The 25446-nt window shown below is 69.2% G+C and carries 31 protein-coding genes, 3 tRNA genes and 1 riboswitch; of the genes, 20 read left to right on the plus strand and 14 right to left on the minus strand.

The window, feature by feature from the left end; genetic code table 11:
- Positions 1-27: 27 nt before the first annotated feature.
- From ACFZA0_RS22095 to ACFZA0_RS22115, 5 genes are read right to left on the minus strand one after another with little or no spacing between them, the layout of a single operon-like run.
- On the minus strand, positions 28-408 hold the full coding sequence (locus tag ACFZA0_RS22095; RefSeq protein ID WP_391019586.1) for an RRQRL motif-containing zinc-binding protein: 381 nt from the start codon (positions 406-408) through the stop codon (positions 28-30).
- A complete protein-coding gene (locus ACFZA0_RS22100; protein WP_391019589.1) occupies positions 408-1058 on the minus strand; it encodes a diguanylate cyclase domain-containing protein in 651 nt (216 codons plus the stop codon). Before ACFZA0_RS22100 ends, ACFZA0_RS22095 begins: the two co-directional genes overlap by 1 nt.
- Positions 1055-2038, minus strand: a complete 984-nt coding sequence (locus ACFZA0_RS22105) for a DUF2637 domain-containing protein (RefSeq protein WP_391019592.1) — start codon at positions 2036-2038, stop codon at positions 1055-1057. The genes ACFZA0_RS22100 and ACFZA0_RS22105 overlap by 4 nt, the downstream gene beginning before the upstream one ends.
- On the minus strand, positions 2035-2484 hold the full coding sequence (locus ACFZA0_RS22110; protein WP_391019595.1) for a Pycsar system effector family protein: 450 nt from the start codon (positions 2482-2484) through the stop codon (positions 2035-2037). The genes ACFZA0_RS22105 and ACFZA0_RS22110 overlap by 4 nt, the downstream gene beginning before the upstream one ends.
- Positions 2481-2750: a DUF6284 family protein gene (locus ACFZA0_RS22115; protein WP_391019598.1), complete on the minus strand. Its 270-nt coding sequence runs from the start codon at positions 2748-2750 to the stop codon at positions 2481-2483. Before ACFZA0_RS22115 ends, ACFZA0_RS22110 begins: the two co-directional genes overlap by 4 nt.
- A gap of 603 nt (positions 2751-3353) precedes the next feature.
- Here ACFZA0_RS22115 and ACFZA0_RS22120 point away from each other — a divergent pair.
- Both ACFZA0_RS22120 and ACFZA0_RS22125 read left to right on the plus strand, forming a co-directional pair.
- On the plus strand, positions 3354-4112 hold the full coding sequence (locus ACFZA0_RS22120; RefSeq protein ID WP_391019601.1) for a helix-turn-helix domain-containing protein: 759 nt from the start codon (positions 3354-3356) through the stop codon (positions 4110-4112).
- 2 nt (positions 4113-4114) lie between these two features.
- Positions 4115-4588, plus strand: a complete 474-nt coding sequence (locus ACFZA0_RS22125) for an NUDIX domain-containing protein (protein ID WP_391019603.1) — start codon at positions 4115-4117, stop codon at positions 4586-4588.
- Here the strand turns inward: ACFZA0_RS22125 and ACFZA0_RS22130 are convergent.
- The 5 genes from ACFZA0_RS22130 to ACFZA0_RS22150 all read right to left on the minus strand — a co-directional run bounded on the left by ACFZA0_RS22130 (position 4576) and on the right by ACFZA0_RS22150 (position 7695).
- Entirely contained in the window at positions 4576-5142 is a 567-nt protein-coding gene (locus ACFZA0_RS22130) for an HD domain-containing protein (RefSeq protein WP_391019606.1), read from the minus strand. The genes ACFZA0_RS22125 and ACFZA0_RS22130 overlap by 13 nt on opposite strands.
- Before the next feature lies 1 nt (position 5143).
- On the minus strand, positions 5144-5572 hold the full coding sequence (locus ACFZA0_RS22135) for a GntR family transcriptional regulator (protein ID WP_391019608.1): 429 nt from the start codon (positions 5570-5572) through the stop codon (positions 5144-5146).
- 324 nt (positions 5573-5896) lie between these two features.
- Positions 5897-6622 (minus strand): hypothetical protein, encoded by a 726-nt coding sequence (locus ACFZA0_RS22140; RefSeq protein ID WP_391019610.1) that lies wholly within the window; start codon positions 6620-6622, stop codon positions 5897-5899.
- A gap of 170 nt (positions 6623-6792) precedes the next feature.
- Positions 6793-7350, minus strand: coding sequence for a DUF6881 domain-containing protein (locus ACFZA0_RS22145; protein ID WP_391019613.1), 558 nt, complete (start codon positions 7348-7350; stop codon positions 6793-6795).
- Positions 7351-7695: an HYD1 signature containing ADP-ribosyltransferase family protein gene (locus ACFZA0_RS22150; RefSeq protein ID WP_391020262.1), complete on the minus strand. Its 345-nt coding sequence runs from the start codon at positions 7693-7695 to the stop codon at positions 7351-7353.
- A 35-nt stretch (positions 7696-7730) separates the two neighbouring features.
- Positions 7731-7925, minus strand: a riboswitch (cyclic di-AMP (ydaO/yuaA leader).
- A gap of 327 nt (positions 7926-8252) precedes the next feature.
- On the opposite strand from ACFZA0_RS22150, the gene ACFZA0_RS22155 reads away from it, so the two are divergent.
- Both ACFZA0_RS22155 and ACFZA0_RS22160 read left to right on the plus strand, forming a co-directional pair.
- Complete coding sequence (locus ACFZA0_RS22155) at positions 8253-8624, plus strand: DUF6009 family protein (protein WP_391019615.1); 372 nt, start codon at positions 8253-8255, stop codon at positions 8622-8624.
- A gap of 331 nt (positions 8625-8955) precedes the next feature.
- Entirely contained in the window at positions 8956-9168 is a 213-nt protein-coding gene (locus ACFZA0_RS22160) for a hypothetical protein (RefSeq protein ID WP_391019617.1), read from the plus strand.
- Between the two features lie 33 nt (positions 9169-9201).
- Here ACFZA0_RS22160 and ACFZA0_RS22165 read toward each other — a convergent pair whose 3' ends face one another.
- Complete coding sequence (locus tag ACFZA0_RS22165; RefSeq protein ID WP_391019620.1) at positions 9202-9858, minus strand: NAD(P)H-binding protein; 657 nt, start codon at positions 9856-9858, stop codon at positions 9202-9204.
- 141 nt (positions 9859-9999) lie between these two features.
- Positions 10000-11316, minus strand: a complete 1317-nt coding sequence (locus ACFZA0_RS22170) for an amidohydrolase family protein (RefSeq protein WP_391019623.1) — start codon at positions 11314-11316, stop codon at positions 10000-10002.
- A 233-nt stretch (positions 11317-11549) separates the two neighbouring features.
- Here ACFZA0_RS22170 and ACFZA0_RS22175 point away from each other — a divergent pair.
- From ACFZA0_RS22175 to ACFZA0_RS22210, 8 genes are all read left to right on the plus strand, one after another.
- Positions 11550-11622: transfer RNA gene (locus tag ACFZA0_RS22175), tRNA-Thr, on the plus strand.
- A gap of 46 nt (positions 11623-11668) precedes the next feature.
- Positions 11669-11741 (plus strand) — tRNA-Met (locus ACFZA0_RS22180).
- 87 nt (positions 11742-11828) lie between these two features.
- Positions 11829-11993, plus strand: a complete 165-nt coding sequence (gene rpmG / locus ACFZA0_RS22185; RefSeq protein WP_003948671.1) for a 50S ribosomal protein L33 — start codon at positions 11829-11831, stop codon at positions 11991-11993.
- 326 nt (positions 11994-12319) lie between these two features.
- Complete coding sequence (locus tag ACFZA0_RS22190) at positions 12320-12772, plus strand: MaoC family dehydratase N-terminal domain-containing protein (protein ID WP_391019626.1); 453 nt, start codon at positions 12320-12322, stop codon at positions 12770-12772.
- A gap of 4 nt (positions 12773-12776) precedes the next feature.
- Positions 12777-13205, plus strand: coding sequence for a MaoC/PaaZ C-terminal domain-containing protein (locus ACFZA0_RS22195; RefSeq protein WP_391019628.1), 429 nt, complete (start codon positions 12777-12779; stop codon positions 13203-13205).
- Positions 13206-13424: 219 nt separating this feature from the next.
- Complete coding sequence (locus ACFZA0_RS22200; protein ID WP_391019631.1) at positions 13425-14000, plus strand: TetR family transcriptional regulator; 576 nt, start codon at positions 13425-13427, stop codon at positions 13998-14000.
- Between the two features lie 123 nt (positions 14001-14123).
- Positions 14124-15578: a DHA2 family efflux MFS transporter permease subunit gene (locus ACFZA0_RS22205; RefSeq protein ID WP_391019634.1), complete on the plus strand. Its 1455-nt coding sequence runs from the start codon at positions 14124-14126 to the stop codon at positions 15576-15578.
- Positions 15579-15722: 144 nt separating this feature from the next.
- Complete coding sequence (locus tag ACFZA0_RS22210) at positions 15723-16778, plus strand: UDP-N-acetylmuramate dehydrogenase (RefSeq protein WP_391019637.1); 1056 nt, start codon at positions 15723-15725, stop codon at positions 16776-16778.
- A 46-nt stretch (positions 16779-16824) separates the two neighbouring features.
- Here the strand turns inward: ACFZA0_RS22210 and ACFZA0_RS22215 are convergent, their stop codons facing one another.
- Both ACFZA0_RS22215 and ACFZA0_RS22220 read right to left on the minus strand, forming a co-directional pair.
- Positions 16825-17853: an adenosine deaminase gene (locus tag ACFZA0_RS22215; RefSeq protein WP_391019640.1), complete on the minus strand. Its 1029-nt coding sequence runs from the start codon at positions 17851-17853 to the stop codon at positions 16825-16827.
- 137 nt (positions 17854-17990) lie between these two features.
- Complete coding sequence (locus tag ACFZA0_RS22220) at positions 17991-19217, minus strand: aminotransferase class I/II-fold pyridoxal phosphate-dependent enzyme (RefSeq protein ID WP_391019643.1); 1227 nt, start codon at positions 19215-19217, stop codon at positions 17991-17993.
- Between the two features lie 272 nt (positions 19218-19489).
- Here ACFZA0_RS22220 and ACFZA0_RS22225 point away from each other — a divergent pair.
- From ACFZA0_RS22225 to rplL, 8 genes are all read left to right on the plus strand, one after another.
- A tRNA-Trp gene (locus ACFZA0_RS22225) sits at positions 19490-19562 on the plus strand.
- A gap of 109 nt (positions 19563-19671) precedes the next feature.
- Positions 19672-19959 (plus strand): preprotein translocase subunit SecE, encoded by a 288-nt coding sequence (gene secE, locus ACFZA0_RS22230; RefSeq protein WP_391019646.1) that lies wholly within the window; start codon positions 19672-19674, stop codon positions 19957-19959.
- Positions 19960-20036: 77 nt separating this feature from the next.
- Positions 20037-20927, plus strand: coding sequence for a transcription termination/antitermination protein NusG (gene nusG / locus ACFZA0_RS22235; RefSeq protein ID WP_391019649.1), 891 nt, complete (start codon positions 20037-20039; stop codon positions 20925-20927).
- Between the two features lie 197 nt (positions 20928-21124).
- A complete protein-coding gene (gene rplK, locus ACFZA0_RS22240; protein WP_391019652.1) occupies positions 21125-21559 on the plus strand; it encodes a 50S ribosomal protein L11 in 435 nt (144 codons plus the stop codon).
- Positions 21560-21642: 83 nt separating this feature from the next.
- Positions 21643-22368, plus strand: a complete 726-nt coding sequence (rplA, locus tag ACFZA0_RS22245) for a 50S ribosomal protein L1 (RefSeq protein ID WP_391019654.1) — start codon at positions 21643-21645, stop codon at positions 22366-22368.
- Positions 22369-22556: 188 nt separating this feature from the next.
- A complete protein-coding gene (locus ACFZA0_RS22250; RefSeq protein WP_391019657.1) occupies positions 22557-23486 on the plus strand; it encodes a hypothetical protein in 930 nt (309 codons plus the stop codon).
- Between the two features lie 355 nt (positions 23487-23841).
- Complete coding sequence (gene rplJ / locus ACFZA0_RS22255) at positions 23842-24372, plus strand: 50S ribosomal protein L10 (protein WP_391019660.1); 531 nt, start codon at positions 23842-23844, stop codon at positions 24370-24372.
- Between the two features lie 111 nt (positions 24373-24483).
- Positions 24484-24867 (plus strand): 50S ribosomal protein L7/L12, encoded by a 384-nt coding sequence (gene rplL, locus ACFZA0_RS22260; protein WP_391019663.1) that lies wholly within the window; start codon positions 24484-24486, stop codon positions 24865-24867.
- The last annotated feature ends 579 nt before the right edge of the window (positions 24868-25446 follow it).

The following is a 25446-nucleotide window of genomic DNA, read 5'->3' on the forward strand; positions in this document are numbered from 1 at the left end:
GCCAATGCCTCACTCAGGGTGCGCAGTTCAGGCGGCGCGCTGTTCGTCGTCGGGGTAGGCGCAGGGCACGCACACCCCGAGCGAGCGCGGGATGACGTATCCGGCGTCGGTGAGGCACTTGGGGCAGGTGCGGCGGGCGGTGTTCGCCTTGGCGAGCGCGGCCCACTTCCCGGGCGTCATCGGCCGGACCGGCTTTGCGTCAGCCACGCGGTAGAGGTAGGCGACCAACGGGCCGCGCCGGAACCGCGGACGCAGCACCTGCCCTCGCACGCCCTGCCCGCCGGGCCGCAAGCCGTGGGCCCGGAGCTGGCGTAGGGTGGCGTATCCGTCGGGGGCGTAGCGCCACGGGTAGGTGGGGATGCCGTAGCGGGCCCCGTTCGGGTCGAAGCACTTCGCGAAGCCCGGCATCAGGCCACCACACCGACCGCCGGAGGTGAGGTGCGGGCACCGTGGCGACCGGAGCGGCGTCCGGCGACCGTGGCGAACAGCCAGCCAAGTCCCGCGCGCCGCATGCCGGTTCGGCCCTGCTTCGCCGCGTACATGGCTTCGTCCGCCCGCCGTAACAGCCCTGACAGATCGTCGCCGGGGAAGTCCGCGGCGCGGACCCAGCCGAGGGACACGGTGGTGTGGACGTCGAGGTTCTGTCCATCGGCCGGGCGGGCGAGGGTGCGGTGCAGCACGGTGAGGAGGCCGGCGGCGGTGCCGTGGTCGTCGATGAGGACCGCCGCGAACTCATCACCGCCGAGCCTGCCGGCGACGCCGGATCGGCCCGCGTGGTGGGCGAGGCGGTCGGCGGTCGCCTTCAGCAGCGCGTCGCCGGCCGCGTGCCCGAACGTGTCGTTGACCTGCTTGAAGCGGTCGACGTCCGCGAGGACGACGACCGCCCGCGGGTCCTTCAGCAGGGCCGTGGCACGGGTGGTGAACCCGTCGCGGGTCCACAACCCGGTCAGCGGGTCCCGCCGGGCCGTGACCAGCAAGGAGCGCAGCCACCACACGTGCACCGACCAACCCGCAACGAGCGGGGCCGCGGCGAGTACGAGCGTGACCAGGGTGCTCATGCCGCCGCCCCCGCCAGTTCGGCCGGCTCGTCAACGGAGTGCAGCGGGAGCGCGTCCGCGCGGTCGGCCAACAGGGTGTCCCGCACGGTCCGGGCGTTCGCAGCCGAGCACCGCAGTTTGACCCGCAGCGCGTCCGCCGTGATCTCCGCGTCCTTCCAACCGGCCGCTACCTCACGGGCTTCGGCAAGCAAGTCAGCCGCCGTGCGGCGCCCCTTGGCAGGCTTCAGCTTCGACTTGCGCTTGCGCAGCGCCGGCTTCGGCGTCTCGGTCTCCTGCTTGGGAGGCTCCGGAACGTCGTCCGATGGCGGCGCGTCCTCGCCGTGCGGGGCGAGTTCCCCCAGCTTCAGCAGGACCCGCTCCGGGCGGGGCGTCTTCGACCGCCACCGCCGGCCGTGCGCTTGGCGCAGCTCCGCGCGGGCCAACTGGCGTTCCCGCTCCCGGGCGAGGGCGTCGGAGTAGGAGGTGATCTCCCACAGGGTCATGCGCCGCCATAGGGCGAACGTCGACACCGGGGCCAGCAGCCACCGGGAGCGGCGGATCTTTTCCATCCGGCGGCCGGTCACCGCACCGATGCGGGAGGCGTAGACGTGGGCGGCGACCTCGGAGAGGACCACCCACAGCAGCGGCATCGTGCCGTGCGCAAGCTTCGCCGACACCGACTGTCCGGCGGCGACGTTGAGCCAGCACGTCACCCCGGTCAACGCCCACGGCACGAACCGCACCCAGCCCAACGGCATGTCCGTGCGGATCAGGAGCAGGAACGCCGCGGTGAACACCGGGATCGCGGTGTCGATACCGACCGGGAGCATCCACGGCGAGGCGAACCCCCACCGCGCACCCGCGGCCGACACCGCCTCGAACGACGACGCCAGCCCCAGCCCGCCGACACCGCCGGCGAGGACCGCGACGACACCCAACAGCCACAACTCCGGCTGCGACAACGGCGGAACCGCCGGCCGCACCTCGGTCGGGGCGCTCATGCTGCGCTCCCTGCGGTGAGGAGGGCGGCGAGGATGAGCAGGGCCCCGCCGGTCAGGGTGAGGTCGACCGCCCGTCGCAGGCACCGGAACTTGCCCACCGCGAGGCGGGACAGTCCGGCGATGTCGTGGGCCAGGTCGACGGACACGACGTTGGTGATCTCTTCCGGGGTGAGCGTCGCCCACAGCGGGAAGCCGTGCCGGCCACCGAGGTTTGGGCGCACCGACCACAACAGCAGACCGGCCGCACCCAGCAGCGTGACCACACCCGCACCGCCCACGGCCACACCCGCATCCGTGAGCGGTACCGCACCGCCGATCGTCCACGCGCCGGCGAGGACCGCACCAACGAACGCCAGCAGAAGGGCCGTCTTGTTGTCGGTGCGGGCGATCTCCGCCTTCACCTCCGCATGAGCGGCCGTGAGGCTCTGAGCGTCCGTGGCGCTCACGCGGCACCGCCCGACGTGCGGCCGGCGGCGGACCGGTTGACCAGGTTGCGCCGCTCGTTGAGCAGTCGGCGCCGCGCCCGGCGGATACGCTGCCGGTCCACCTCGGTCGGCGTCCGGTCGATCGTGACGATCAGCGCGTCCAGCAGGTCGACGTCCGCCAGCAGCTCGGGCATCTCCTGCTCGATCGCACTCAGTTCACCGGGCGTCGGTTCCATGAAGTCCGCAAACGCCGTAACAGCGTCCTGAACAGTGACGATGGTGCTCATAGGGTCTGGTTCCTCTCGCGAAGGAAACGGCCCGAACAGCGGCCCCGGTGTTACAGCACCGGGGCCGCGCGCCGTTGAAGTCGGTGGTCCGGCTCCCCGCACTCCCGCCCGTACGGCCTGCGCACCGAAGTGCGGACCGGACGGGCGGGAGAGGCAGCCGGCCGCGGCTCAGTCGCCGCGAAGCCAGGGGTGGACCGAGGTGGTTCCGGCGCTCGCCGCGGGTCCGGGCGGCGGCGCCTGTCGATGTCGTCGACTCATGTCGAACTCCCGCTGTGAGCAGGGACATTGGTGCGCGGCTCCATGCCGCACGGTCCGTCTTTTCGACTCGGGGAGACGGTGGCCCACCTATGGAGTTCTCAAGGAACGAAAGCTGCCTTCGTACTCACCCCTGCGGGCTTTCCTCTGGGCTTGCGGTACCTGTTTTACAGGTACCGCACAGGGGTCGGTCAAGTACCGCGCGGAACTTCCTGGATTTCCTTGCGAGCTTGCTGACCTGTCCTCAGCATCGCTGCACGTCAGGGGAGTTGGTCACCACAGACGTGGACAGCTTCGAATCAGCTCGCTACCGTCAAGAGGTCCCTAGATGTCCCTGCGGGGGTACGCATGTCCAACGAACGCTTACGGTCAGCCCTCTTGGCGCGCGGCCTGACCGTCCAAGGTCTGGCTGAGTCTCTGGGCGTGAACCCGAAGACGGTCGAGCGCTGGATCACCCAGGGCAAGATCCCGTACCGGCGTCACCAGTACGCGACAGCGGCAGCCCTGAAGGTGGACGTCACCACCCTGTGGGACGACGACCGCGTGGTGGAAACAGCGTCGGACCTGTCCCGAGCTGAGATCGTGGCGGTCTACCCGCATCGGCACACCGTGCCGACGGGCCTGTGGCGAGAGATCTACAGCAGGGCGCGGGAATCCCTTGACGTCCTGGTGTACTCCGGCCTGTTCCTCTCCGAGGACCCGGTGTTTCACGACCTCGTACGGGCGAAGCAAGAGGGCGGCGCGCAAGTCCGCATCCTCTTGGGCGACCCGGAGTGCGCCGCCGTTGAGCAGCGGGGCGTCGATGAGGGGCACCGGATCATGGGTGGGAAGATCCGAAACGCATTGATGCTCTACCAGCCGCTCATGGCGAGTCACCCGGAGATCGGCTTCCGCCTGCATGAGTCGACGCTCTACAACTCGGTCTACCGGGCGGATGACGAGATGCTGGTCAACCCGCATGTCTACGGCATAGGCGCCTACATGGCACCCGTCTTCCACCTTCGACGCATAGCCGCCGGGGGACTCTTCGACACGTACGCGAAGAGCATCGATCACACGTGGGCGCACGCTCGCCCTGTTACCCAACGCGACATCACGGGAGCTTGACCATGGGGCGCATCGACTACCTGCACGACTCTTCGGCGCCGCCGGCCAACTCGGTCGTGCCGTCGGTGGTGGCGTTTGTGCAGGACAGCATGGATCGGGTTCTGATGATCCAGCGGTCCGACAACGGGCGTTGGGCCCTCCCCGGTGGAGGCCACGACCTCGGCGAGTCCATCGGCGACACCGTGGTCCGGGAGGCGTGGGAAGAGACCGGAATCAAGGTCGAAGTGGTCGACGTGTCCGGGATCTACACCGACCCCGGACACGTCATGCAGTACGACGACGGAGAGGTCCGTCAGCAGTTCAGCATCTGCTTTCGCGCGCGGCCGGTCGGGGGCGAACTGCGGACAAGTGACGAGACGACACAGGTCCGTTGGGTCCCGCCGGCGGAACTAGCGGAGATGGACGTTCACCCGACGATGCGGCTGCGCATCGAGCACGCCATGGACCGAGCGCGGCCGGCTCCCTACATCGGCTGACGCTTGGCGGCGGCCAGCCGTTCGAGGACTCGGGACGTGCATCCGAGGATCTCCGGCTCAGCACGGCGGATGAACGTCCCGATCAGGCTCTCCGGCCCATATCGACTCGTGATCTCGTTGACGCGGTCGATGGGGTTCGTCGGCGTGCCGTCCGGCGTTGTGTTCATGTCGCAATAGCACAGCGCATCGTCCAAGTGCGCGTCCTCGTGCGGGAACTCGCTATCCAGCTCTTCGCGAAGTCCTCGTGCGTCGGCTTCCATGCAGGCGCACGAGTGGTGGGCAACGAGGTTGACGATCCTCTCGTCTGCGCGAGCGACGTCCCGGAGGTAGCGGGCGCCATCGAGGGGATGGAAGCCCGTCTTGGCCACGTCCGGCGCATAGCCGATGTCGTGCAGGACCGCGGCAGCTTCCAAGAGTTCGGCGTCCTTGCCGAGGACGGGCGCGATCGTGCGGGCTCGCTGCGCCACCCCCTGGCAGTGGTTCCACCGCCGCGGCAGGGGGCCGGCCAGCAGCGACTCCGACAGTGGATAGGCCCATTCAGTCAGCTTCGGCAAGCTACGACAGCCCCTCTCGATCCGGCACGGCGCGGACTGTCCGCACCTTGCCCTGTCCACCGTTGGTCAGCACCCCAGACGCTTCGAGCTTGTCCAGCGCCTTGGTCACGGTGGGCCGGGAGACTCCGAACCGGTCGGCGAGGACGGAGGCACTAGGGAAGGGTGCCCCTGCTTCCAGCCGGTCATCCGTGATGATCGCTGCCAGCCGTTCGGTGAGGGGACGCGCATCCTGCCGCCGGTCGCCGTGAACGACTCGTAGACGTTCACCAGGCGCCTGCTCTGCGATGCCCTCCCGCTGAAGTGCATCGAATGCGCGTAGGGCGACGCCGCGCGAGATGCTGAACTCCTGCATGAGATCGGCTGCGGAAGGCAGCGCAATCATGTTCGGGTCCGCTTCGATCCTGGCTTTTAGAACGTCGGCGACCTTCAAGTATGTACCCCGCGGAGCATTCCCTCGCGTCATACCCTCTCCTTCCCCAGACCTCCGCCGGCTCCAAGCCTCGCATGGTGGGGCGTTCGGCGAGCCAGCCGCGCACCCTGTATGTTTGCCGAGCCTCTGACCCATGCCTTCATAATCTGGGGCGCCTGCGGCGATTCTAATGACATCCCGCGAGAGGTGTCGCAATTGCGCGACCACCTCTCACCTCATCGGAATAGGGCTCACTCAGAAGCCTCGCGGCTTCGTCTCCATCCACCTCATCCGGCGCGATCGGCTGGCACTTGTATTTCGCAGAGGATGGGCGGAGAAGCGCTGTTAGGACAGTTCGCCGTCTTCGCGAAGCAATCGCAAGAGACGTCTTCCGAGATTTGAAAGCGCGTAAGGCTTGTCGCGATCTGCTGTAGAACTAATTCCTCTTGCGCACGATTCAATCAACCCCAGAGAGTGGAGCTTCTGGAGGATGCTAGGCCCGCTTTCCTGAAGTCCGGGATCGCGGCGAAAAACCTGTTGCAGCGACAGGCCGTAGTGATTACTGTCCGGCGCCAGGTCCAGAGCTTCGGGCAGATTCTCTGCGTCCTCAATGACGTACATGAAGCGCACGTGAGGGGCGTCGATATCGGCTATCGCTGTCTGCAGCAGCTCGCATACGTCGAGACGGGCCGGATCAGGATCTGCGGCAGCCGTGGCTAGGGCTCGACTCAAAGCTGATCTCTTGGCAGCGCTGGAAGCGTCCTGAGCAGCCTGAATTATTCGACTAGTGAGTTCGAGTAGCCGTTCGCTAGAGGCCAGGATGTGGGGTAGGTCCGCCTCGTCTACGCGCAATAGGCGTGCAACCTCTCCCAAGACTTCAATCGTCCGCTGATGGCGTATGTTCTGCACTTTAGCGGAGAGCGCAATAAGGGCGCCCGTCAGTACCGGGGCTGCTGCCGCGCCTACCAGTGCACCTGCGGTTCCGCCGATGGCAATGCCGGCGCCGGTTGCGATCGTGGCCGAAGCTATCTCGGCTGCGTTTGAAATTTTCTCGGAATCTTCAGCATTCATCGAAGTAGATCCAAGCTTCGTTCGCCCAACGGCGGCAATTGGGCAACCAGCCTTGTCGTGGCGTGATGTAGAACGGGAGAAGGGTTGCACGTGAAAGCGAGTTCATCAAAACGTGAGACACGAGGGTGACTCCCGCCCACTCCTCAAGCGAGCCAGTCATCCGCATTTGATCAGAGATTCGATTTCCGCCGACTGCGCGCCATTTTCGCGCTCTTTTTTGCCCTATTTGCGCGGATGGGGTCGCCTGGATCAGCGTTCGTCGAGTTCAGAATCTCATACGCCCGCCGCAATGCTTCCTTTCGGGAGGCGAGTACGGCGATAGTTCGATGCTTTTGCGCCGTAACGACGGACCATCCGGATGCTGTTTTATGAATTCCGAGAGTCCGCTTTTTTCCCCCTTTTGCCGTAAGTCGAATTCCAGTGTCTTTTCTGCCCAGGGGGCGTCTTTTGGTGACAGATGTAGCCGCGTTCCATTTTTTCTCGAACGCCTTGGCGGTAATGATTTCAGGCGTAAATTCTCGCTGCTGGGCGATGACGTTTGGGTCGGGGATTGGGAATTCTCCCAATTCGCTACCCTCTTTCGCCCTATCGGTATCGGCGTATCCAAGGCGCCCATCTGCGAATTTTTCGACCTTGCGGCTTTCATAGCCGTCCTCGCCGATTTCGCTCCAGATGGTTACGGGATCGTCGGGGGAGTTGTGGTGCCAAACCACCTTCAGGTAGCGCATCTAGTTCATTCCCCAGTCCTTGATCCGCCCGTTCAGATCGAGAGGTTCGGTTCCGAGTACCACATATACATGGGCCCGTCCCAAGTTTACCGTCAGCCCGGAGGTGTCGATCTGGACGAAGTGCGTGAACCGTGCTGCTGCGAAGGGCATCCTGACCAGGGCGTGGGACAGGTGGCTCCCTGCGAGGCTGCCGGGGGTGATGTCAGTCAAGTACTGCCCGTCACCGTACCGGGCGTCTTTCGGGTTGGTGCTGCGGAGGGATGGGAGTAGGAGCTGACTCCTCAAGATTCCAGCCTGACCCTCTTCCGTGGTGTAGTGAAAGAGGTGCACAGGGTGACCACCCATGCCTGCAGCGGGCACATCAACCTTCTGGGACACTGAACGCCTTTCGCCACCGCCTGCGAAAGATGACCTGTCGGGTTCGGGCTGGCGAAGAAGCCCGGCCGCCCGGAGGCGGCTTCACCCCAAGAGAGACGCTAAATGATCTCTCGCCGTGCTTGGGTCTTCCGCTCCTGCCGGTCCGCTTGTCAAGTCACGTAGACCCATACAGCGGCAGGATTCGGCGGCTGCGCAGGCTGCTCCATCTCCAAGACGGAGCCCGATGTCACCCCAAATCCTAGCAGTCGCAACCGAGTTCACGTTCGACACAGTCCGGAATTGGCACACGCTGCGCGCGATTGCGATACCTGGAGCGCTAGGCCGTCCTCGGGGCACGCGAGGGTGGCCAACGATGGCCGTCAACCCATGAGGGCCGCGGCTAGCTAGACCTAAGTGTCCAGCCACATCCTGGGTCGCCCGGAGTTGATGGGAATTGCCGTGCCGTGCGCAGGGCCTGAAGTAGATGGTCGCCCAGGTTGGTGCGACCACACTGTGACTCCGGCTCCAACGCTGCGGGAGGAACGATGGGCGAGACCCCCAGAGCTCTTGAGTACGAGGACGGCATCGTGTGGACCGAAGACATCGATCGGTTCGACTACGTCAGACAAACCGTTGAGCTGTTCGTTTCAACCCGTAGGCGCCCGGTCCCGTGGACCGGTAGTGGCCGACGTGTTGGCTACGCGGTGCTTCGCCTGGACGCGCCGGCTGGAGACGAACCAGGCAGGTTCATCCGACGCGTCTTCTGGGTCAAGAACTACGACAGGTCCGAGCAGCAGCCTGATGGGACCTACGAGCGCACAGCGCCCAGCGAAGCGGTCGACCCCCGCACTGTTGCCCCCGGAGTCTGGGGCGACCTCACGGAGCGGGCCTGGGGAGCGCCCCTGCCTGAAGCGTAAAACTCTGGCCGTTGAGGCACGCACGGTGGACGAGACGTGGACGGCTTGAGCCCAGACTGACGGGTGCTCCCGCACCTGTGCAGGTCAGCGTGCTCCCTGGACTGCCCTGCTGGGGGGACTGTAAATCTGCCGGCTCAGCCTTCCCAGGTTCGAATCCTGGCGCCGCCACACGACCGAGAGGGTCCGTGAACAGCAGCAATGCTGAGCACGGGCCCTCTCGTCGTTTCCGCGGCCGGGGGAGTGGAGCGGTACCCGCCCCCGGCCGTCCCCCGAGGGCGCGTCCGGGAGCGGCTCGGGGGCGTTGTCGGCGGGCGGGGGCACACTGGCACGTATGTCGTCACGTCGCAGGTTGTGCCCCGAGTGCCGTCGCGAGATCGCCGTCGTCGCGGGGCGTTTCGCACGGCACGACCCGCCGGGAGCCCGCGAGCACGGTGAGCTCACCTCGTGCCCCGGGTCCCGTCGGCAGGCCCAACTCGCCGCTGAGCAGCCCTCGTTGGACGGTTACGCGGTCCCGGACTTTCCCGGGCAGATGTCGCTGTTCTGAGCCGGGCCGCCCGGGCGCGGGCGGCTCCCGGGCTCAGTTGCCCGCGACCGACTTCACGGCCACCGCGACCTTGTCGGGGCCGCTGATCAGCTCCAGGTTCAGGCCCGCGGTCGCCGGGCTCTCCACGAGTTCGGCGATGACCGCCGCCACGTCCTCGCGCGGGATCTCACCGCGCCCCGTGCGCGCCTCCAGGCGGACCAGCCCGGTGCCGGGGTCGTCCGTGAGCCTGCCGGGTCGCAGGATCGTCCAGTCCAGGGCGTCCAGGCCGCTGATGTAGGCGTCCGCCTCGCCCTTGGCGCGCAGGTAGACGTCGAAGACGTCGTCGCCCTCGTGGGCCGGGTCGGCGCCCATCGCGGAGACGACCACGTGCCGCCGGACGCCCGCACGCACCGCCGCGTCCGCGAACAGCACGGCCGCCGCCTTGTCCACCGTCTCCTTGCGTGCCGCGCCGCTGTTCGGGCCGGCGCCCGCCGCGAAGACCGCCGCGTCGGCGCCCCGCAGGCTCTGCGCCACCTCGTCGAGCGACGCCGACTCCAGATCGAGCAGCACCGGTTCGGCGCCGACGGCCCGCAGGTCGTCGCTCTGTTCGGCGTGACGGATGATGCCCGCCGCCTCGTCCCCGCGCGCGGCGAGCAGACGCTCCAGCCGCAGCGCGATCTGACCATGACCACCAGCGATGACAATGCGCATGGTCTCGACCGTACGCCCGCGCGACCGCGTTCGCCCCACGACACCGAGCCCGCACGGCACCGGCCCCCGGTGGCGGGCACGCCGGGCTCAGCGCCCTCGTGCCCCCCTGCGCGCACCGTGGCGCGCACCCGTACCCCTGGGTCACGACGGCTGTCCGCGCCCCTGTCGCGGCAGTCCCGTCTCGGTCGGGGCGCCGCCCGTGTGGCAGAACTCCCGTACCGCGCTGGTGCGGGCCACCACCCGTCCCCGGTGGACGACGATCCGGCTGTACGCCAACGACAGTGCGCCCGCGAGGCCTTCGCCCCGCACCGCCAGCAACTCGGCCGGAAAACCGGCCTCCACGCGCACCTCGGGCAGGCCCAGGCCGGTGCGTGCCGCCGAACTCACCGCGTCATAGGCGTCCTCGGGGCGCAGGCCGTGCCGTGAGGCCAGCAGATAGGCGGCCTCCAGCGGGTCGCCACGGCCCACGGGGTTCGACACGTCCCGCAGTGCGCCGCTCCCGGCGGCGATCCGGACGCCCGCGGAGCGCAACAGCGGTACGGGCGCGGTGCTCCGGTGCTCGGCGTCCGCGCAGCCGCCCTGCGGCAGGCACACCACCGTCACGCCGGCGGCGGCCAGTTGGTCCGCGGCCCTCGCGGCGATCTCGGCGGGCAGCCGTCCCAGGCCGCCGCACGGGCCGAGCGTCACACCGGGGCGCATGCCGCCCACGACGGCCGCCACACGCGCGATGCGCGCCGGATCGGCGGCGTCGGTGTGCAGGTCGACGGGGCAGCCGTGTTCGGAGGCGACCTCCAGGACCGCCTCCACGTAACCCGTGGGATCGGGGTCGAGGTCCGGGCAGCCGCCGACCACCGAGGCGCCCATCTTGACCGCGTCCCGCAGCATCGCGAGCCCGTCGGCCCCGGCGACACCGGTCAGCACGCGGGGAACGGCCACCGTCGTCAGTTCCGCGAGCCCGCGCAGCGCGCGCCGTGCCTGGAGGACCGCGGCGAGGGCGCCGAGCCCCTGCACGTCGCCGATCCGTACGTGGGAGCGCAACGTCGTGGCGCCGTGGCCGAGTTGGAGCAGTGCCGCCTCGGTCGCGCGGCGCTGGACGTCCTCGGGCTCGTACGAGACGGGCCCCCCGGCGTCCGCGGACAGGGCGGTGTCGCCGTGCGCGTGGGGTTCGACGGGGGCCGGCAGCAGCAGGTACCCGCGCAGGTCGACGCGGGCCGCCGAACCGCCGGGTCCGGTCGCGGGGCCCGGCGCCAGGCTGCCCGCGGTGCCGACCGCCTCGATGCGCCCGCCGCCCAGGCGCACGTCCACGAGCCGGCCGTCGGTGAGCCGGGCGCCGCACAACAGCAGGGCCGCCGGGCCGGGTTGCCCCGAGAAGGAGTGGGCCGGGCCCGACGAGGACGAACCGGAGGACGACGAACCGGAGGAGGACGAGGGGGGCGGCTGCGGCTGGCTGTCGGGCATCGCGCTCCAGGGACTCGGACTCGGCTGCGCAAGGAGGCGCAAGATCACGCAGAGTGAGTCGAGCCTAGGACGGTGATCCACGCGGGACGGGGAGGAGCGCAATAGTCGTACTGATGTTGTCCCCGGCCGTGGCGGTGCTCAGGGTGCCTGCGGGGCAGGTGGGACACCGGTCGCGGGCGCCGCGAAACGGATTTGGGCGATCGGCGGGCGACCGTGTAATGTCTTCATCGCTCGCCCCAATAGCTCAGTCGGTAGAGCGTCTCCATGGTAAGGAGAAGGTCTACGGTTCGATTCCGTATTGGGGCTCTGGTGTGAGAGGTTCCCGCCGCGAGGCGGGGACCGATCTCATCAAAGCGGTGTAGCTCAGTCGGTAGAGCAAGCGGCTCATAATCGCTGTGTCACCGGTTCAAGTCCGGTCACCGCTACTGACAGTAGCCGATTGCGGGGTCGGTCCTTCGATCGGCTACTCTTCTATGCATTAATGTCCCATCCGTTCGTCAAGGAGCACTCCTGTGGCTGCCACCGACGTCCGCCCGAAGATCACGCTGGCCTGCGTGGAGTGCAAGGAGCGGAACTACATCACCAAGAAGAACCGGCGTAACAACCCGGATCGCCTGGAGATGAAGAAGCACTGCCCGCGTTGCAACGCGCACACCGCGCACCGCGAGACGCGATAACAAGGCTCGTACACGAGGCCGCCCCCGCAGTTCGGGGGGCGGCCTCGTGTCGTTTTTCGCCCCGCAGGACCGCAGGACCGCGAGTTCGCGAGACCGCGGGTTCGCAGGACCCCCGGACCTCCGGGCGGACCCCGGACCCCGTGCCGGACCGCCGGACGACTGCCGTCGGGGACTCCGACCGCAGGCCGGCCGGGTCCGGCTCCCGCGCCGCGGCGTCCCCGGGTGTGCCGGAGGGCGCGTCGGGCCGTACGCTCCCGGGGTCCCGTCGGTCACCGTGCGTGTCGCACGGCGGCCGGCCACAGCAGAACTTCAGGAGGTGCCGAGCCATGGCGCTCGACCAGTCCTTCGTGGGGCGGTCCTACCCGCCCACCGCCCCCTACGAGGTGGGCCGGGAGAAGATCCGTGAGTTCGCGGAGGCGGTGGGCGATGCCAACGCCGCGTACACGGACCCGGAGGCCGCACGTGCGCTCGGTCACCCCGATGTGATCGCCCCGCCGACCTTCGTCTTCGCGATCACCTTCAAGGCCGCGGGGCAGGTGATCGAGGACCCGCAGCTCGGCCTGGACTACAGCCGCGTGGTGCACGGCGACCAGAAGTTCGCCTACCGGCGCCCGGTGCGCGCGGGAGACCGGCTCACGGTCACCTCGACCATCGAGGCCATCAAGTCCCTTGCGGGCAACGACATCCTGGACATCCGCGGTGAGGTCCACGACGAGGCGGGCGAGCACGTCGTGACCGCCTTCACCAAGCTCGTGGCCCGCGCGGCCGAGGAGGCGTGAGGCGATGACGGCGAAGATCGCGTACGAGGACGTCGAGGTCGGCACCGAACTGCCCGGCCGCAGCTTCCCCGTGACCCGCGCCACCCTGGTCCAGTACGCCGGTGCCTCGGGTGACTTCAACCCGATCCACTGGAACGAGAAGTTCGCCAAGGAGGTCGGGCTGCCGGACGTCATCGCGCACGGCATGTTCACCATGGCCGAGGCGATCCGCGTGGTCACCGACTGGGCCGGCGACCCGGCCTCCGTCGTCGAGTACGGGGTGCGCTTCACCAAGCCCGTGGTCGTGCCCAACGACGACAAGGGCGCCGAGATCGCGGTCACCGCCAAGGTCGCCGCCAAGCTCGACGACAACCTCGTCCGCGTGGACCTCACGGCGACCAGCGCCGGCCTGAAGGTGCTCGGCATGTCCCGCGCGGTGGTCCGCCTCGCCTGACCGGGTGCGCCGGCCCCCGGCCGACGGTTCGGGGTGTGCCCCGGGTGCCCCCTTGCGGTGCGTGCCGCACGGGCGCGTCGCGCGCCGGAGCCCCCGCTCCGGCGCGCCCGCCCGTGCGCACCCCCGCCCGTGCGCTGCCGCACCGGGCCCCGGCGCCCGCGCCCTCGGCGCGTACCTCTCCTCTTGACGACCCCGGTTATTGAGTACTAACTTACTTACATGGTCAGGATGAGCGCAGAGGAGAGGCGTGAAAGCGTCGTCCGCGCGGCGACGAGCGAGTTCGCCCGCGGCGGCTACTACGGCACGTCCACCGAGGCGATCGCCAAGCGCGTCGGGGTGTCGCAGCCGTACCTCTTCCGGCTCTTCCCGAGCAAGAAGGCGATCTTCCTGGCCACCGTCGAGCACTGCATGGCGGAGGTCCTGCGAGCCTTCGAGGGCGCCTCCCGGGGGCTGGAGGGCGAGGAGGCCCTGCACGCCATGGGGGGCGCGTACCTCGACCTCATCGCCGAGCGGCCGGAACAGCTGCTCATGCAGATGCAGATGTACGTCACCGTCGCCGCCGCCGAGCAGGCGGGGGAGCCCGAGCTGGGTGAGGCGGTGCGCGCCGGCTGGATGCGGCTGTGGGACAGCGTGAACCTGGCGCTCGGGGCGGACCCCGAGGCGACCTCCGACTTCATGGGGTGCGGCATGCTGATCAACTGCCTTGTCGCCATGGGCTTCCCGGACGAGCACCGGGTCTGGCAGGGACTCACCGCGATGGACCGGATCGCGGAACGGATCGGCTCGGGTTCGTAGCGCGGGCCCCGGGCTCCCGGGCGCCGGCTGTTTTCTTGCGTGACCCGACCGGGGTCACGTGTGCGAGCAAAAGTTAGTCATCAATAACTAACCGAAGAACCACCGGCTTCTCTGGGGGAAGCGATGTCACAGCAAGCAGCGGAACGACCGGCGCGGCGCGGCAGTGTCGGCTGGGCTCTCGTCATCACCAGCGTCGCCGGGTTCATGGCGGCGCTCGACAACCTCGTCGTCACCACGGCCCTGCCATCCATCCGCAAGGACCTCGGCGGCGCCCTGGACGACCTGGAGTGGACGGTCAGCGCGTACACGCTCACCTTCGCCGTCCTGCTGATGTTCGGCGCGGCACTGGGTGACCGCTTCGGGCGGCGCAGGCTGTTCCTCGTCGGGATCACGATCTTCACCGGCGCCTCCGCCGCCGCGGCGATGGCGGGCGGGATCGACTCCCTCATCGCGGCACGGGCAGTCCAGGGTGTCGGCGCGGCGATCATGATGCCCCTGACGCTCACCCTGCTGACCGCCGCGGTGCCCGCCGCGCGGCGCGGCATGGCGTTCGGCATCTGGGGTGCGGTCAACGGCCTCGCGGTGGCCTCCGGGCCGCTCATCGGCGGCAGCCTCACCGAGCACGTCTCGTGGCACTGGATCTTCTGGCTGAACGTCCCGCTGGGCCTGGCCCTGCTGCCGCTCGCCCGCCTCCGGCTCGCCGAGTCGCACGGCAGCGGCGCCCCGCTCGACCTCGTCGGCACCCTGCTGGCCAGCGGCGGACTGTTCGGCATCGTGTACGGGCTGGTGCGCGGGCCGGCCGACGGATGGTCCGACTCCGTGGTGCTGACCTCGCTGTTCGCGGGCGGCGCCCTGCTGGCCGGCTTCGTCCTGCACGGCAGCCGTGCCGCCAACCCCATGCTGCCGATGCGGCTGTTCCGCTCCCGGGCCTTCGCCGGCATCAACGCGGCGAGTCTGCTGATGTTCCTGGGGATGTTCGGCTCGATCTTCCTGCTCAGCCAGTACCTCCAGGGCGTACAGGGCTACTCGCCCACCGAGGCAGGGCTGCGCATGCTGCCCTGGACCGGCATGCCGATGCTCGTCGCGCCGATCGCCGGCATCCTCTCCGACCGGATCGGCGGCCGCCCCGTCGTCACCACCGGCCTCTTCCTCCAGGCCCTCGGGCTCGGCTACATGGCCTTCGCGGCGACGACCGACCCCTCGTACGCGGTGCAGCTGCCGGGCCTGATCATCAGCGGCGTCGGCATGGCCCTCTACTTCGCCCCCGCGTCCAACCTGGTGATGTCCAGCGTCCTTCCGCGGGAGCAGGGCATCGCGTCCGGCGCCAACAACGCGCTGCGCGAGGTGGGCGGCGCGCTCGGCATCGCGGTCATGTCGTCGATCTTCGCGGCGCAGGGCGGCTACCAGAGCGCGCAGAGCTTCGTGGACGGTCTGCGCCCCGCCCTGCTGACCGGCGCCGGATTCGTCGTCCTCGCGGCCGTCGCCACCCTGGCGATCCCGTCCCGCCGCCCGGGTGCGGGCACCCCGGCCGCCGAGGGCGCCGACCGGGCACCGGTCCTGGAGAACGCCGCCTCCTGACCCGCCTCCTCGGTACGGCCCCGCGCACCCCGCGGGGCCGTACGCGTGCGGAGGGGCGGGCGGGCCGTCGGTACGCGCGCGTACCGGGCAACGGCCCGCCCGCGCGTACCGGCCCCTCCGGCCCGGTCTCGTAGTCTTGGCCGCGTGCAGGAACTTCACGACGTGCCCCTGGCCCCGCTGACCACCTTCCGCCTCGGCGGACCCGCGACCCGGCTGCTGACCGCGACGACCGACGCCGAGGTCGTCGCCGCCGTCCAGGAGGCCGACGGCTCCGGTACGCCGCTGCTGCTGATCGGCGGCGGCTCGAACCTCGTCATCGGCGACAAGGGCTTCCCCGGCACCGCCCTGCGCGTCGCGACCACCGGTCTCACGATCGACGGCACGACGGTCGAGGTGGCCGCCGGCGAGGTGTGGAGCGACGTCGTCGCCCGCACCGTCGAGGCCGGGCTCGCGGGCGTCGAGTGCCTGGCCGGCATCCCCGGCTCGACGGGCGCGACGCCCGTGCAGAACGTCGGCGCGTACGGCCAGGAGGTCTCCGCCACGATCACCGAGGTGACCGCCTACGACCGCCGCGAGGGCCGCACGGTCGCGCTCACCAACGAGGAGTGCGCCTTCACCTACCGGCACAGCCGCTTCAAGGCCGATCCCGACCGCTACGTCGTGCTGCGCGTCCGGTTCGAACTCCAGGACGCGGACGGCCTGTCCGCGCCGCTCAGGTACGCCGAGACGGCCCGTGCGCTCGGCGTCGAGGCGGGCGACCGGGTGCCGCTGGCCGCCGCCCGCGAGACCGTGCTGAAGCTGCGCGCGGGCAAGGGCATGGTGCTCGACCCCGAGGACCACGACACCTGGTCGGCGGGCTCGTTCTTCACCAACCCGATCCTCACGGACGAACAGTTCGCCGCCTTCCACGCGCGCGTACGGGAACGCCTCGGCGACGGCGTCGAGCCCCCGGCGTACCCGGCGGGGGAGGGGAGCACCAAGACCTCCGCCGCGTGGCTGATCGACAAGGCCGGCTTCACCAAGGGGTACGGGACGGGCCGCGCCCGGATCTCCACCAAGCACACCCTGGCGCTGACCAACCGGGGCGGCGCGACCACCGAGGACCTGCTCGCGCTGGCCCGCGAGGTCGTCGCCGGGGTCCGCGAGGCGTTCGGGATCACGCTGGTCAACGAGCCCGTCACCGTCGGCGTCGACCTCTAGCGGGCAGCGCGGCCGGCCGCGGCGCGCGCCACCACGTCGCGGCAGGTCAGTCCGCGGGTGTCGTCAGCCAGTCGTCGACCCCCGCGAGCAGCTTGTCCCGCACGTCGTCCGGGGCCGCCGAGCCCCGGATCGACTGGCGTGCCAGCTCGGCCAGTTCGGGGTCGGTGAAGCCGTGGTGGCGGCGCGCGATGTCGTACTGCGCGGCCAGCCGCGAGCCGAACAGCAGCGGGTCGTCCGCCCCCAGCGCCAGGGGCACGCCCGCCTCGAACAGCGTGCGCAGGGGGACGTCCTCGGGCTTCTCGTAGACGCCGAGCGCGACGTTCGAGGCCGGGCAGACCTCGCAGGTGATCTGCCGGTCCGCGAGCCGCTTCAGCAGGCGCGGGTCCTCCGCCGCGCGCACCCCGTGCCCGATGCGGGAGGCGCTCAGGTCGTCGAGGCAGTCGCGGACCGAGGACGCCCCGCTCAGCTCGCCGCCGTGCGGTGCCGCCAGCAGGCCGCCCTCCCGCGCGATGGCGAAGGCGCGGTCGAAGTCCCTTGCCATGCCCCGGCGTTCGTCGTTGGAGAGCCCGAAGCCGACGACGCCCCGGTCGGCGTACCGCACGGCCAGGCGGGCCAGGGTGCGGGCGTCCAGGGGGTGCTTCATGCGGTTCGCGGCGACCAGGACCCGCATCCCGAGCCCGGTGTCCCGCGCGGCCGTCTCCACGGCGTCCAGGATGATCTCCAGGGCCGGGATCAGCCCGCCCAGCCGGGGCGCGTACGAGGTCGGGTCGACCTGGATCTCCAGCCAGCCCGAGCCGTCCTTGATGTCCTCCTCCGCCGCCTCGCGCACCAGGCGCCGGATGTCGTCGGGCTCCCGCAGGCACGAGCGGGCCGCGTCGTAGAGGCGCTGGAAGCGGAACCAGCCCCGCTCGTCGGTCGCGCGCAGCTTGGGCGGTTCCCCGCTGGTCAGGGCGTCGGGCAGCCGTACGCCGTACTTGTCGGCGAGCTCCAGCAGGGTGGTGATCCGCATCGAGCCCGTGAAGTGCAGGTGCAGATGGGCCTTCGGCAGGTCAGAGACATCACGTACACGCTCCATTCGAAGATCCTGCCGCACGTCACCGCCGTCCCGGAAGCGGTTTCCCCTTTCGTGGTCTTGCTCGAACGAAGAAGCGGGGGCGCGGACCGCTCGCGTGAGCGGTCCGCACCCCCGCCTCCGCGGGACGGGGCCGGCCGTCAGTCGGTCGCCTCGGCCAGCAGCTTCTGGATGCGGCTGACGCCCTCGGCCAGGTCCTCGTCGCCGAGCGCGTAGGACAGGCGCACGTAGCCCGGGGTGCCGAAGGCCTCGCCGGGCACCACCGCGACCTCGGCCTCCTCCAGGATCAGCGCGGCGAGCTCGACGGAGCTCTGCGGGCGCTTGCCGCGGATCTCCTTGCCGAGCAGGCCCTTCACCGACGGGTAGACGTAGAACGCGCCCTCGGGCTCCGGGCAGACGATGCCGTCGATCTCGTTGAGCATCCGCACGATGGTGCGGCGGCGGCGGTCGAAGGCCTCGCGCATCGTCGCGACGGCGTCCAGGTTGCCCGAGACGGCGGCGAGGGCGGCGGCCTGCGCGACGTTGGAGACGTTGGAGGTCGCGTGCGACTGGAGGTTCGTCGCGGCCTTGACCACGTCCTTCGGACCGATGATCCAGCCCACCCGCCAGCCCGTCATCGCGTACGTCTTGGCCACGCCGTTGACGACGATGCAGCGGTCGCGCAGCTCGGGGAGGATCGCGGGCAGCGAGGTGAACGTGGCGTCGCCGTAGACGAGGTGCTCGTAGATCTCGTCCGTCATGACCCACACACCGTGCTCGACGGCCCAGCGGCCGATCGCCTCGGTGTCGGCCTCGCTGTAGACGGCTCCGGTCGGGTTGGACGGCGAGACGAAGAGGACGAGCTTGGTCCGCTCCGTGCGCGCGGCCTCCAGCTGCTCGACCGAGACGCGGTAGCCGGTGGTCTCGTCGGCGACGACCTCGACGGGCACGCCGCCGGCCAGCCGGATCGACTCCGGGTACGTGGTCCAGTACGGCGCCGGGACGATGACCTCGTCGCCCGGGTCGAGGATCGCGGCGAAGGCCTCGTAGATGGCCTGCTTGCCACCATTGGTGACGAGGATCTGCGACGCGTCCACCTCGTAGCCGGAGTCACGCAGCGTCTTCGCCGCGATGGCGGCCTTCAGCTCGGGCAGACCGCCGGCCGGCGTGTAGCGGTGGTACTTCGGGTTCTTGCAGGCCTCGATCGCCGCCTCGACGACGTAGTCCGGGGTCGGGAAGTCGGGCTCGCCGGCGCCGAAGCCGATCACCGGGCGCCCGGCGGCCTTGAGGGCCTTCGCCTTGGCGTCCACGGCGAGGGTGGCGGACTCGGAGATCGCGCCGACTCGGGCGGAGACCCGGCGCTCGGTGGGAGGGGTTGCAGGGCTCATGGCCCCATCGTTTCAGACCGGAAACGCCCACGGCACACGGGTTTCACAGTCTGAACAGTGGGACTCCGCCCTTTGAAACATCCGTCCGGTTCCCGGCCGCGGCCTGCGCGGTCCTGGCCCGTACCGTGTCCCTTCCCACCCTCACGGGCCCTTTCTGTTCGACGGCCGGGCCCGGAGCACGTACACTCTCACCTCGTTGGCCTTCGGCAGCCGTGCCGAACGCGGTGCTCCTGAGCACCCGTGCGGATGCGGTACGTTGGGGGACGCAGCAAAGGGTCGTAGCTCAATTGGTAGAGCACTGGTCTCCAAAACCAGCGGTTGGGGGTTCAAGTCCCTCCGGCCCTGCTACACACACCTTCGCCAGGGATGTGTGCGCATGTACGTACAGCAATGCACTGCCGTGCGGCTCAGACCGGGCGCGGCACGGCCACGACCCGGAATCAGGTGAGGACGAATGACGGACGCCGTGGGCTCCATCGACACGCCTGATGCCCAGGACGACGAGGTATCCGAGCCCAAGAAGACCCGTAAAGGCGGAAAGCGCGCCAAGAAGGGTCCTCTGAAGCGGCTCGCCCTCTTCTACCGCCAGATCATCGCGGAGCTCCGCAAGGTCGTCTGGCCGTCGCGAAACCAGCTCTCGTCGTACACGACTGTGGTCATCTTCTTCGTGGCCATCATGATCGCTCTGGTGACCGTGATTGACTATGGACTCAATCACGCCGCCAAGTACGTCTTCGGCTGAGCAAAGAGCGAAGGGCGCCGTCACCGGCGCCCCTTTCGCATGTTCCACAACTCTGTATCCAGGAAGAAGCAGCCACCGTGTCTGACCCGAACGTGAACGATGCCATCGAGCCTCGCGGGGAAGCCGTCGAGTCCGTGGACGACGAGCTCGACATCGTTGAGGGCGCAGACCAGGACCAGGCAGACCGGACCGAGGCCGCTGACACCGCCGCGGACGAGCCGGCCGAAGAGGCCGCTGTGACCGACGAGGACGAGACCCCCGGGGACGAGTCCGCCGAGGACGACGAACTCGAAGCCGTCGAGGGCGACGAGCCCGAGGCCGAGGACGCCGAGGAGGAGCCCGCCGAGCCGGTCGACCCCGTCGTCGCCCTGCGCGAGGAACTCCGCACGCTGCCCGGCGAGTGGTACGTCATCCACACCTACGCGGGTTACGAGAACCGCGTGAAGACCAACCTCGAACAGCGTGCCGTCTCGCTGAACGTCGAGGACTACATCTTCCAGGCCGAGGTGCCGCAGGAAGAGGTCGTCCAGATCAAGAACGGCGACCGCAAGACGATCCGTCAGAACAAGCTCCCCGGCTACGTGCTGGTGCGCATGGACCTGACGAACGAGTCCTGGGGCGTCGTCCGCAACACCCCCGGCGTCACCGGCTTCGTGGGCAACGCCTACGACCCGTACCCGCTGACCCTGGACGAGATCGTCAAGATGCTCGCCCCGGAGGCCGAGGAGAAGGCCGCCCGCGAGGCCGCCGAGGCCGAGGGCAAGCCGGCTCCGTCGCGCAAGGTCGAGGTCCAGGTGCTGGACTTCGAGGTCGGCGACTCGGTCACCGTCACCGACGGCCCGTTCGCGACGCTCCAGGCGACGATCAACGAGATCAACGCCGACTCGAAGAAGGTCAAGGGCCTCGTCGAGATCTTCGGCCGCGAGACCCCGGTCGAGCTCAGCTTCGACCAGATCCAGAAGAACTGATCCAGTCCTTCCGGACCCCACGCCTCCGACCAGGTCAGACGGGCTGTCACAGCCTGTCTGACCTGCTCGGTTTTTGGCCCCGCATGGATACCCGTTATCGTTGTGCGGTATGCCTCCATCCGGATGATTCACACCCTCGGGTGCGATCACACCGATCGATGGCGGCGGAAACCTCTCACTAGGACCCGGAGAGAGCAATGCCTCCCAAGAAGAAGAAGGTCACGGGGCTCATCAAGCTCCAGATCAAGGCCGGCGCCGCCAACCCGGCGCCTCCCGTCGGCCCCGCGCTGGGCCAGCACGGCGTCAACATCATGGAGTTCTGCAAGGCCTACAACGCCGCGACCGAGTCGCAGCGTGGCTGGGTCATCCCGGTGGAGATCACGGTCTACGAGGACCGTTCCTTCACCTTCGTGACCAAGACTCCGCCGGCCGCGAAGATGATCCTCAAGGCCGCGAACGTGGAGAAGGGCTCCGGCGAGCCGCACAAGACCAAGGTCGCCAAGATCACCCAGGCGCAGGTCCGCGAGATCGCCGAGACGAAGATGCCCGACCTCAACGCCAACGACCTGGACGCCGCGTCGAAGATCATCGCCGGCACCGCGCGTTCCATGGGCGTGACGGTCGAGGGCTGAGCCCCACCTTCGTCAGACCACCGTGGTAGGGCCTGCTCGGCCCGTGCACCACGACTCCTTTCCGAACCACACAGGAGCAAGTTGTGAGCAAGCGCAGCAAGGCTCTCCGCGCTGCGGACGCCAAGATCGACCGGGACAAGCAGTACGCCCCGCTCGAGGCGGTCCGTCTCGCCAAGGAGACCTCCACCACCAAGTTCGACGGCACCGTCGAGGTCGCCTTCCGCCTGGGTGTCGACCCGCGCAAGGCCGACCAGATGGTCCGCGGCACCGTCAACCTCCCGCACGGCACCGGCAAGACCGCCCGGGTCCTGGTCTTCGCGACCGGTGACCGTGCCGAGGCCGCGACTGCCGCCGGCGCCGACATCGTCGGCTCCGACGAACTCATCGACGAGGTCGCGAAGGGGCGTCTGGACTTCGACGCCGTCGTCGCCACCCCGGACCTCATGGGCAAGGTCGGCCGCCTGGGCCGCGTGCTCGGTCCCCGTGGCCTCATGCCGAACCCGAAGACCGGCACCGTGACCCCGGACGTGGCCAAGGCCGTGACCGAGATCAAGGGCGGCAAGATCGAGTTCCGCGTCGACAAGCACTCGAACCTGCACTTCATCATCGGCAAGACGTCGTTCGACGACACCAAGCTGGTGGAGAACTACGGCGCGGCCCTGGAGGAGATCCTCCGCCTGAAGCCGTCCGCCGCGAAGGGTCGCTACATCAAGAAGGCCGCCATCAGCACCACGATGGGCCCCGGCATCCTGGTGGACTCGAACCGCACGCGCAACCTCCTCGTCGAGGAGGACCCGGCCGCGGTCTGAGCCTCCGGCTCGAACCCGTCCGGTTCCACGGGCCCCGCACCTCGCTGTACGCGCGAGGCGCGGGGCCCGTGCCCGTTGCCCCCGTACCGCCGCCCAGCGCGCGGCACGGGGGCACACGCGTTCCCGGAACGCGCGCGTACCGCCTGCGCTAGCGTGCAGCCACCGGGAACGCACGGGCTGGGGGACGGATGACGGGCACGACCGTACGGCGCTGGGCACTGTCCGTCGTGGCATCGGCCGCCCTCGCGGCGACCGCCGCGTGCACCGCGACGACGACGGCCGCGGGGCCCTCCCCGCAGCCGACACCGGCGGGCGGCGGGACGGCCTCGCGGGACGCCGCCCGCGCGGCGGCCCTGCCGGCCCTGCGCGCCGTCGAACGGGCCACCGTGTCGGCGGGGTCCGCGCGCGTGGAGTCGGCGACCCGGCTGGGCACGATGATGTCGATGAACGCCAAGGGCGTCCTCGCCTGGAAGGGCGGCCTCACCGGCGCCCTCACCATCGAGTACACCGGCGGCACCATGGCCGACACCATGCGGAGCCTCGGCAGCACGACGATGCCCGCCCGCTACCTCGACGACGCGTACTACGCGCGCATGAGCGACACGTTCGCCGCCAAGGCCGGCGGCAGGCACTGGATCCGCTACGGCTACGACGACCTGGGCGGCGCCGGCGGTACGGGCGCGTACCTCGGCCTCCAGGACCAGATGCGCGACACCACCCCCGACCAGCCGGTCAAGCTGCTGCTGACCGCGTCGGACGCGCACCGCGCGGGCACCGACACCGTGGGCGGGCGCAGCGTCACCCGCTACTCCGGCACCGTGGACGCCGCACGGCTCGCGACGGCGGGGTCCGGGCTGAGCGGCGGCCAGATCGCCGAGCTGAGGAAGCTGCTCACCCAGGCCGGCGTCACCACGGAGACCGTCGACATCTGGGTCGACGCGGACGGCCTCCTGGTCAAGAAGGCCGAGCGGAGCCGTACCGCCGGCGGTACGACGACGCAGACCGCGTACTACACCGACTACGGCGTCCGTGTCAGCGTCGAGCGGCCCCCGGCCGCTGACACGAGGGACTTCGAGGACCTCATCGGGAAGCAGGGCCTCACCGACGACGACAGCTGACAACTCCCTTGCGGCGCACCGGTGTTGCTGTCCCCAGCCGCTGCCAGGAGGTCCGGCGGAGGGACCGGAACCGGCGGATTTGCCTGGCGGTCACCCGTTCGCGTACTCTTCCGGAGAAGCCAAAGACCGCTGGTCGTTGCCGTGCGCTCGTGAGAGGGCGCGGTGGCCGAAGGATCCGCTGAAATTGCGGGCGACCCGCGCAGGTGACTGTGGATGAACTCCCGGAACCCGCTGCCGCAAGGTGATGCGATCCGGTCGAGTCACGCCCCGTGCGCCTGCGCCGGGGCGTTTCGTTTTCCCCAGTCCTCCTTCGGGTCCGCGCGGTCCGAATCACCCGGAAGGAGGCCGAAACTCTATGGCGAGGCCCGACAAGGCTGCCGCGGTTGCCGAGTTGACGGACCAGTTCCGCAACTCCAGCGCCGCCGTGCTGACCGAGTACCGCGGTCTCACCGTGGCCCAGCTCAAGCAGCTGCGCCGTTCGCTCGGTGAGAACGCCCAGTACGCCGTGGTGAAGAACACGCTGACCAAGATCGCGGCCAACGAGGCCGGGATCTCCACGCTGGACGACCTGTTCAACGGTCCGACGGCGGTTGCCTTCGTCACCGGTGACCCGGTGGAGTCGGCGAAGGGTCTGCGCGACTTCGCCAAGGACAACCCCAACCTCGTCATCAAGGGCGGTGTCCTTGACGGCAAGGCGCTGTCCGCCGACGAGATCAAGAAGCTCGCGGACCTCGAGTCCCGCGAGGTTCTGCTCTCCAAGCTGGCGGGTGCCTTCAAGGGCAAGCAGACTCAGGCTGCGCAGCTCTTCCAGGCGCTTCCCTCGAAGCTCGTCCGCACCGTGGACGCCCTTCGCGCCAAGCAAGAAGAGCAGGGCGGTGCCGAGTAACTCGGCTCGCACAATGGCCGCCGCCTGACGGCGGAGGCCACAGCGGGCCGACAGTACGCCCGCCTCACATGTACATCCGGCACCTGCCGAATTAGTGGAAGGACCGCCACCATGGCGAAGCTCAGCCAGGACGACCTGCTCGCGCAGTTCGAAGAGATGACCCTCATCGAGCTCTCCGAGTTCGTGAAGGCCTTCGAGGAGAAGTTCGACGTCACGGCCGCCGCCGCCGTCGCCGTCGCGGGCCCCGCCGCGGGTGGCCCGGCCGCCCCGGTCGAGGAGGAGAAGGACGAGTTCGACGTCATCCTCACCGGTGCCGGCGACAAGAAGATCCAGGTCATCAAGGTCGTGCGTGAGCTGACCTCCCTGGGTCTCAAGGAGGCCAAGGACCTCGTGGACGGCGCCCCGAAGCCCGTCCTCGAGAAGGTCGCCAAGGACGCCGCCGAGAAGGCCGCCGAGTCCCTCAAGGGCGCCGGCGCCTCCGTCGAGGTCAAGTAACACCACCGGGGCCCGCAGAGGCCCCACGGCGGCGCGTACGGGGCTGGTCCCCGGCCGCGCGGCCACGCGAAGCGGGACCGTCTCATCGAGGCTGTAACGCCGACGCGGCGAAGAGCGATCATCCATCCGGGTGGTCGCTCTTCGGCGTTCCCGAGGGCCCGGTGTCGACTGCCTTGCGGCCGAGGTCGTGAGGGGTATGGTGATCTTCGTTGTGCCTCCGAGCGCCCCTGGTGGCGGGCCGCACGTGACGATGGCAGCACTTGGTTTTGGGCTAGAGGGGCCTTGACGAACCGCACGCAGCGCGCAATTCTCAGGACGCGTCGTCACAACGATCCGAATCCGAGGCATGGATCGACGGCGGAGAGGGCAGTATCAACGTGCGTTGAGGATGGCGATTTGCCGCAGGGGTTGAGGGCGACGAGGGTCTTGAAAAACCGGCACTGGACATCAGTGTGCCTAGTGGCTACACTGTCCCTTTGCGCTGCCTGTTAGCTGTCCCCTGCCCGTCACCAGGGGCATGCCCTCGCTTCAGCATCGACGTATCGACCGTCTCTGACCTGGCCCTTCGGGCTGGATCGT

Source organism: Streptomyces sp. NPDC008150 (assembly GCF_042956945.1).
GTDB lineage: Bacteria > Actinomycetota > Actinomycetes > Streptomycetales > Streptomycetaceae > Streptomyces.

Excerpts from the sequence above, each read along its gene's own strand:
- ACFZA0_RS22095 (WP_391019586.1), bottom strand. The coding sequence starts at position 408 with ATGCCGGGCTTCGCGAAGTGCTTCGACCCGAACGGGGCCCGCTACGGC.
- ACFZA0_RS22100 (WP_391019589.1), bottom strand. The coding sequence starts at position 1,058 with ATGAGCACCCTGGTCACGCTCGTACTCGCCGCGGCCCCGCTCGTTGCG.
- ACFZA0_RS22105 (WP_391019592.1), bottom strand. The coding sequence starts at position 2,038 with ATGAGCGCCCCGACCGAGGTGCGGCCGGCGGTTCCGCCGTTGTCGCAG.
- ACFZA0_RS22115 (WP_391019598.1), bottom strand. The coding sequence starts at position 2,750 with ATGAGCACCATCGTCACTGTTCAGGACGCTGTTACGGCGTTTGCGGAC.
- ACFZA0_RS22120 (WP_391019601.1), top strand. The coding sequence starts at position 3,354 with ATGTCCAACGAACGCTTACGGTCAGCCCTCTTGGCGCGCGGCCTGACC.
- ACFZA0_RS22125 (WP_391019603.1), top strand. The coding sequence starts at position 4,115 with ATGGGGCGCATCGACTACCTGCACGACTCTTCGGCGCCGCCGGCCAAC.
- ACFZA0_RS22140 (WP_391019610.1), bottom strand. The coding sequence starts at position 6,622 with ATGAATGCTGAAGATTCCGAGAAAATTTCAAACGCAGCCGAGATAGCT.
- ACFZA0_RS22145 (WP_391019613.1), bottom strand. The coding sequence starts at position 7,350 with ATGCGCTACCTGAAGGTGGTTTGGCACCACAACTCCCCCGACGATCCC.
- ACFZA0_RS22150 (WP_391020262.1), bottom strand. The coding sequence starts at position 7,695 with ATGGGTGGTCACCCTGTGCACCTCTTTCACTACACCACGGAAGAGGGT.
- ACFZA0_RS22155 (WP_391019615.1), top strand. The coding sequence starts at position 8,253 with ATGGGCGAGACCCCCAGAGCTCTTGAGTACGAGGACGGCATCGTGTGG.
- ACFZA0_RS22160 (WP_391019617.1), top strand. The coding sequence starts at position 8,956 with ATGTCGTCACGTCGCAGGTTGTGCCCCGAGTGCCGTCGCGAGATCGCC.
- ACFZA0_RS22165 (WP_391019620.1), bottom strand. The coding sequence starts at position 9,858 with ATGCGCATTGTCATCGCTGGTGGTCATGGTCAGATCGCGCTGCGGCTG.
- ACFZA0_RS22170 (WP_391019623.1), bottom strand. The coding sequence starts at position 11,316 with ATGCCCGACAGCCAGCCGCAGCCGCCCCCCTCGTCCTCCTCCGGTTCG.
- ACFZA0_RS22190 (WP_391019626.1), top strand. The coding sequence starts at position 12,320 with ATGGCGCTCGACCAGTCCTTCGTGGGGCGGTCCTACCCGCCCACCGCC.
- ACFZA0_RS22195 (WP_391019628.1), top strand. The coding sequence starts at position 12,777 with ATGACGGCGAAGATCGCGTACGAGGACGTCGAGGTCGGCACCGAACTG.
- ACFZA0_RS22200 (WP_391019631.1), top strand. The coding sequence starts at position 13,425 with ATGGTCAGGATGAGCGCAGAGGAGAGGCGTGAAAGCGTCGTCCGCGCG.
- ACFZA0_RS22205 (WP_391019634.1), top strand. The coding sequence starts at position 14,124 with ATGTCACAGCAAGCAGCGGAACGACCGGCGCGGCGCGGCAGTGTCGGC.
- ACFZA0_RS22215 (WP_391019640.1), bottom strand. The coding sequence starts at position 17,853 with ATGGAGCGTGTACGTGATGTCTCTGACCTGCCGAAGGCCCATCTGCAC.
- ACFZA0_RS22220 (WP_391019643.1), bottom strand. The coding sequence starts at position 19,217 with ATGAGCCCTGCAACCCCTCCCACCGAGCGCCGGGTCTCCGCCCGAGTC.
- secE (WP_391019646.1), top strand. The coding sequence starts at position 19,672 with ATGACGGACGCCGTGGGCTCCATCGACACGCCTGATGCCCAGGACGAC.
- rplK (WP_391019652.1), top strand. The coding sequence starts at position 21,125 with ATGCCTCCCAAGAAGAAGAAGGTCACGGGGCTCATCAAGCTCCAGATC.
- ACFZA0_RS22250 (WP_391019657.1), top strand. The coding sequence starts at position 22,557 with ATGACGGGCACGACCGTACGGCGCTGGGCACTGTCCGTCGTGGCATCG.
- rplJ (WP_391019660.1), top strand. The coding sequence starts at position 23,842 with ATGGCGAGGCCCGACAAGGCTGCCGCGGTTGCCGAGTTGACGGACCAG.
- rplL (WP_391019663.1), top strand. The coding sequence starts at position 24,484 with ATGGCGAAGCTCAGCCAGGACGACCTGCTCGCGCAGTTCGAAGAGATG.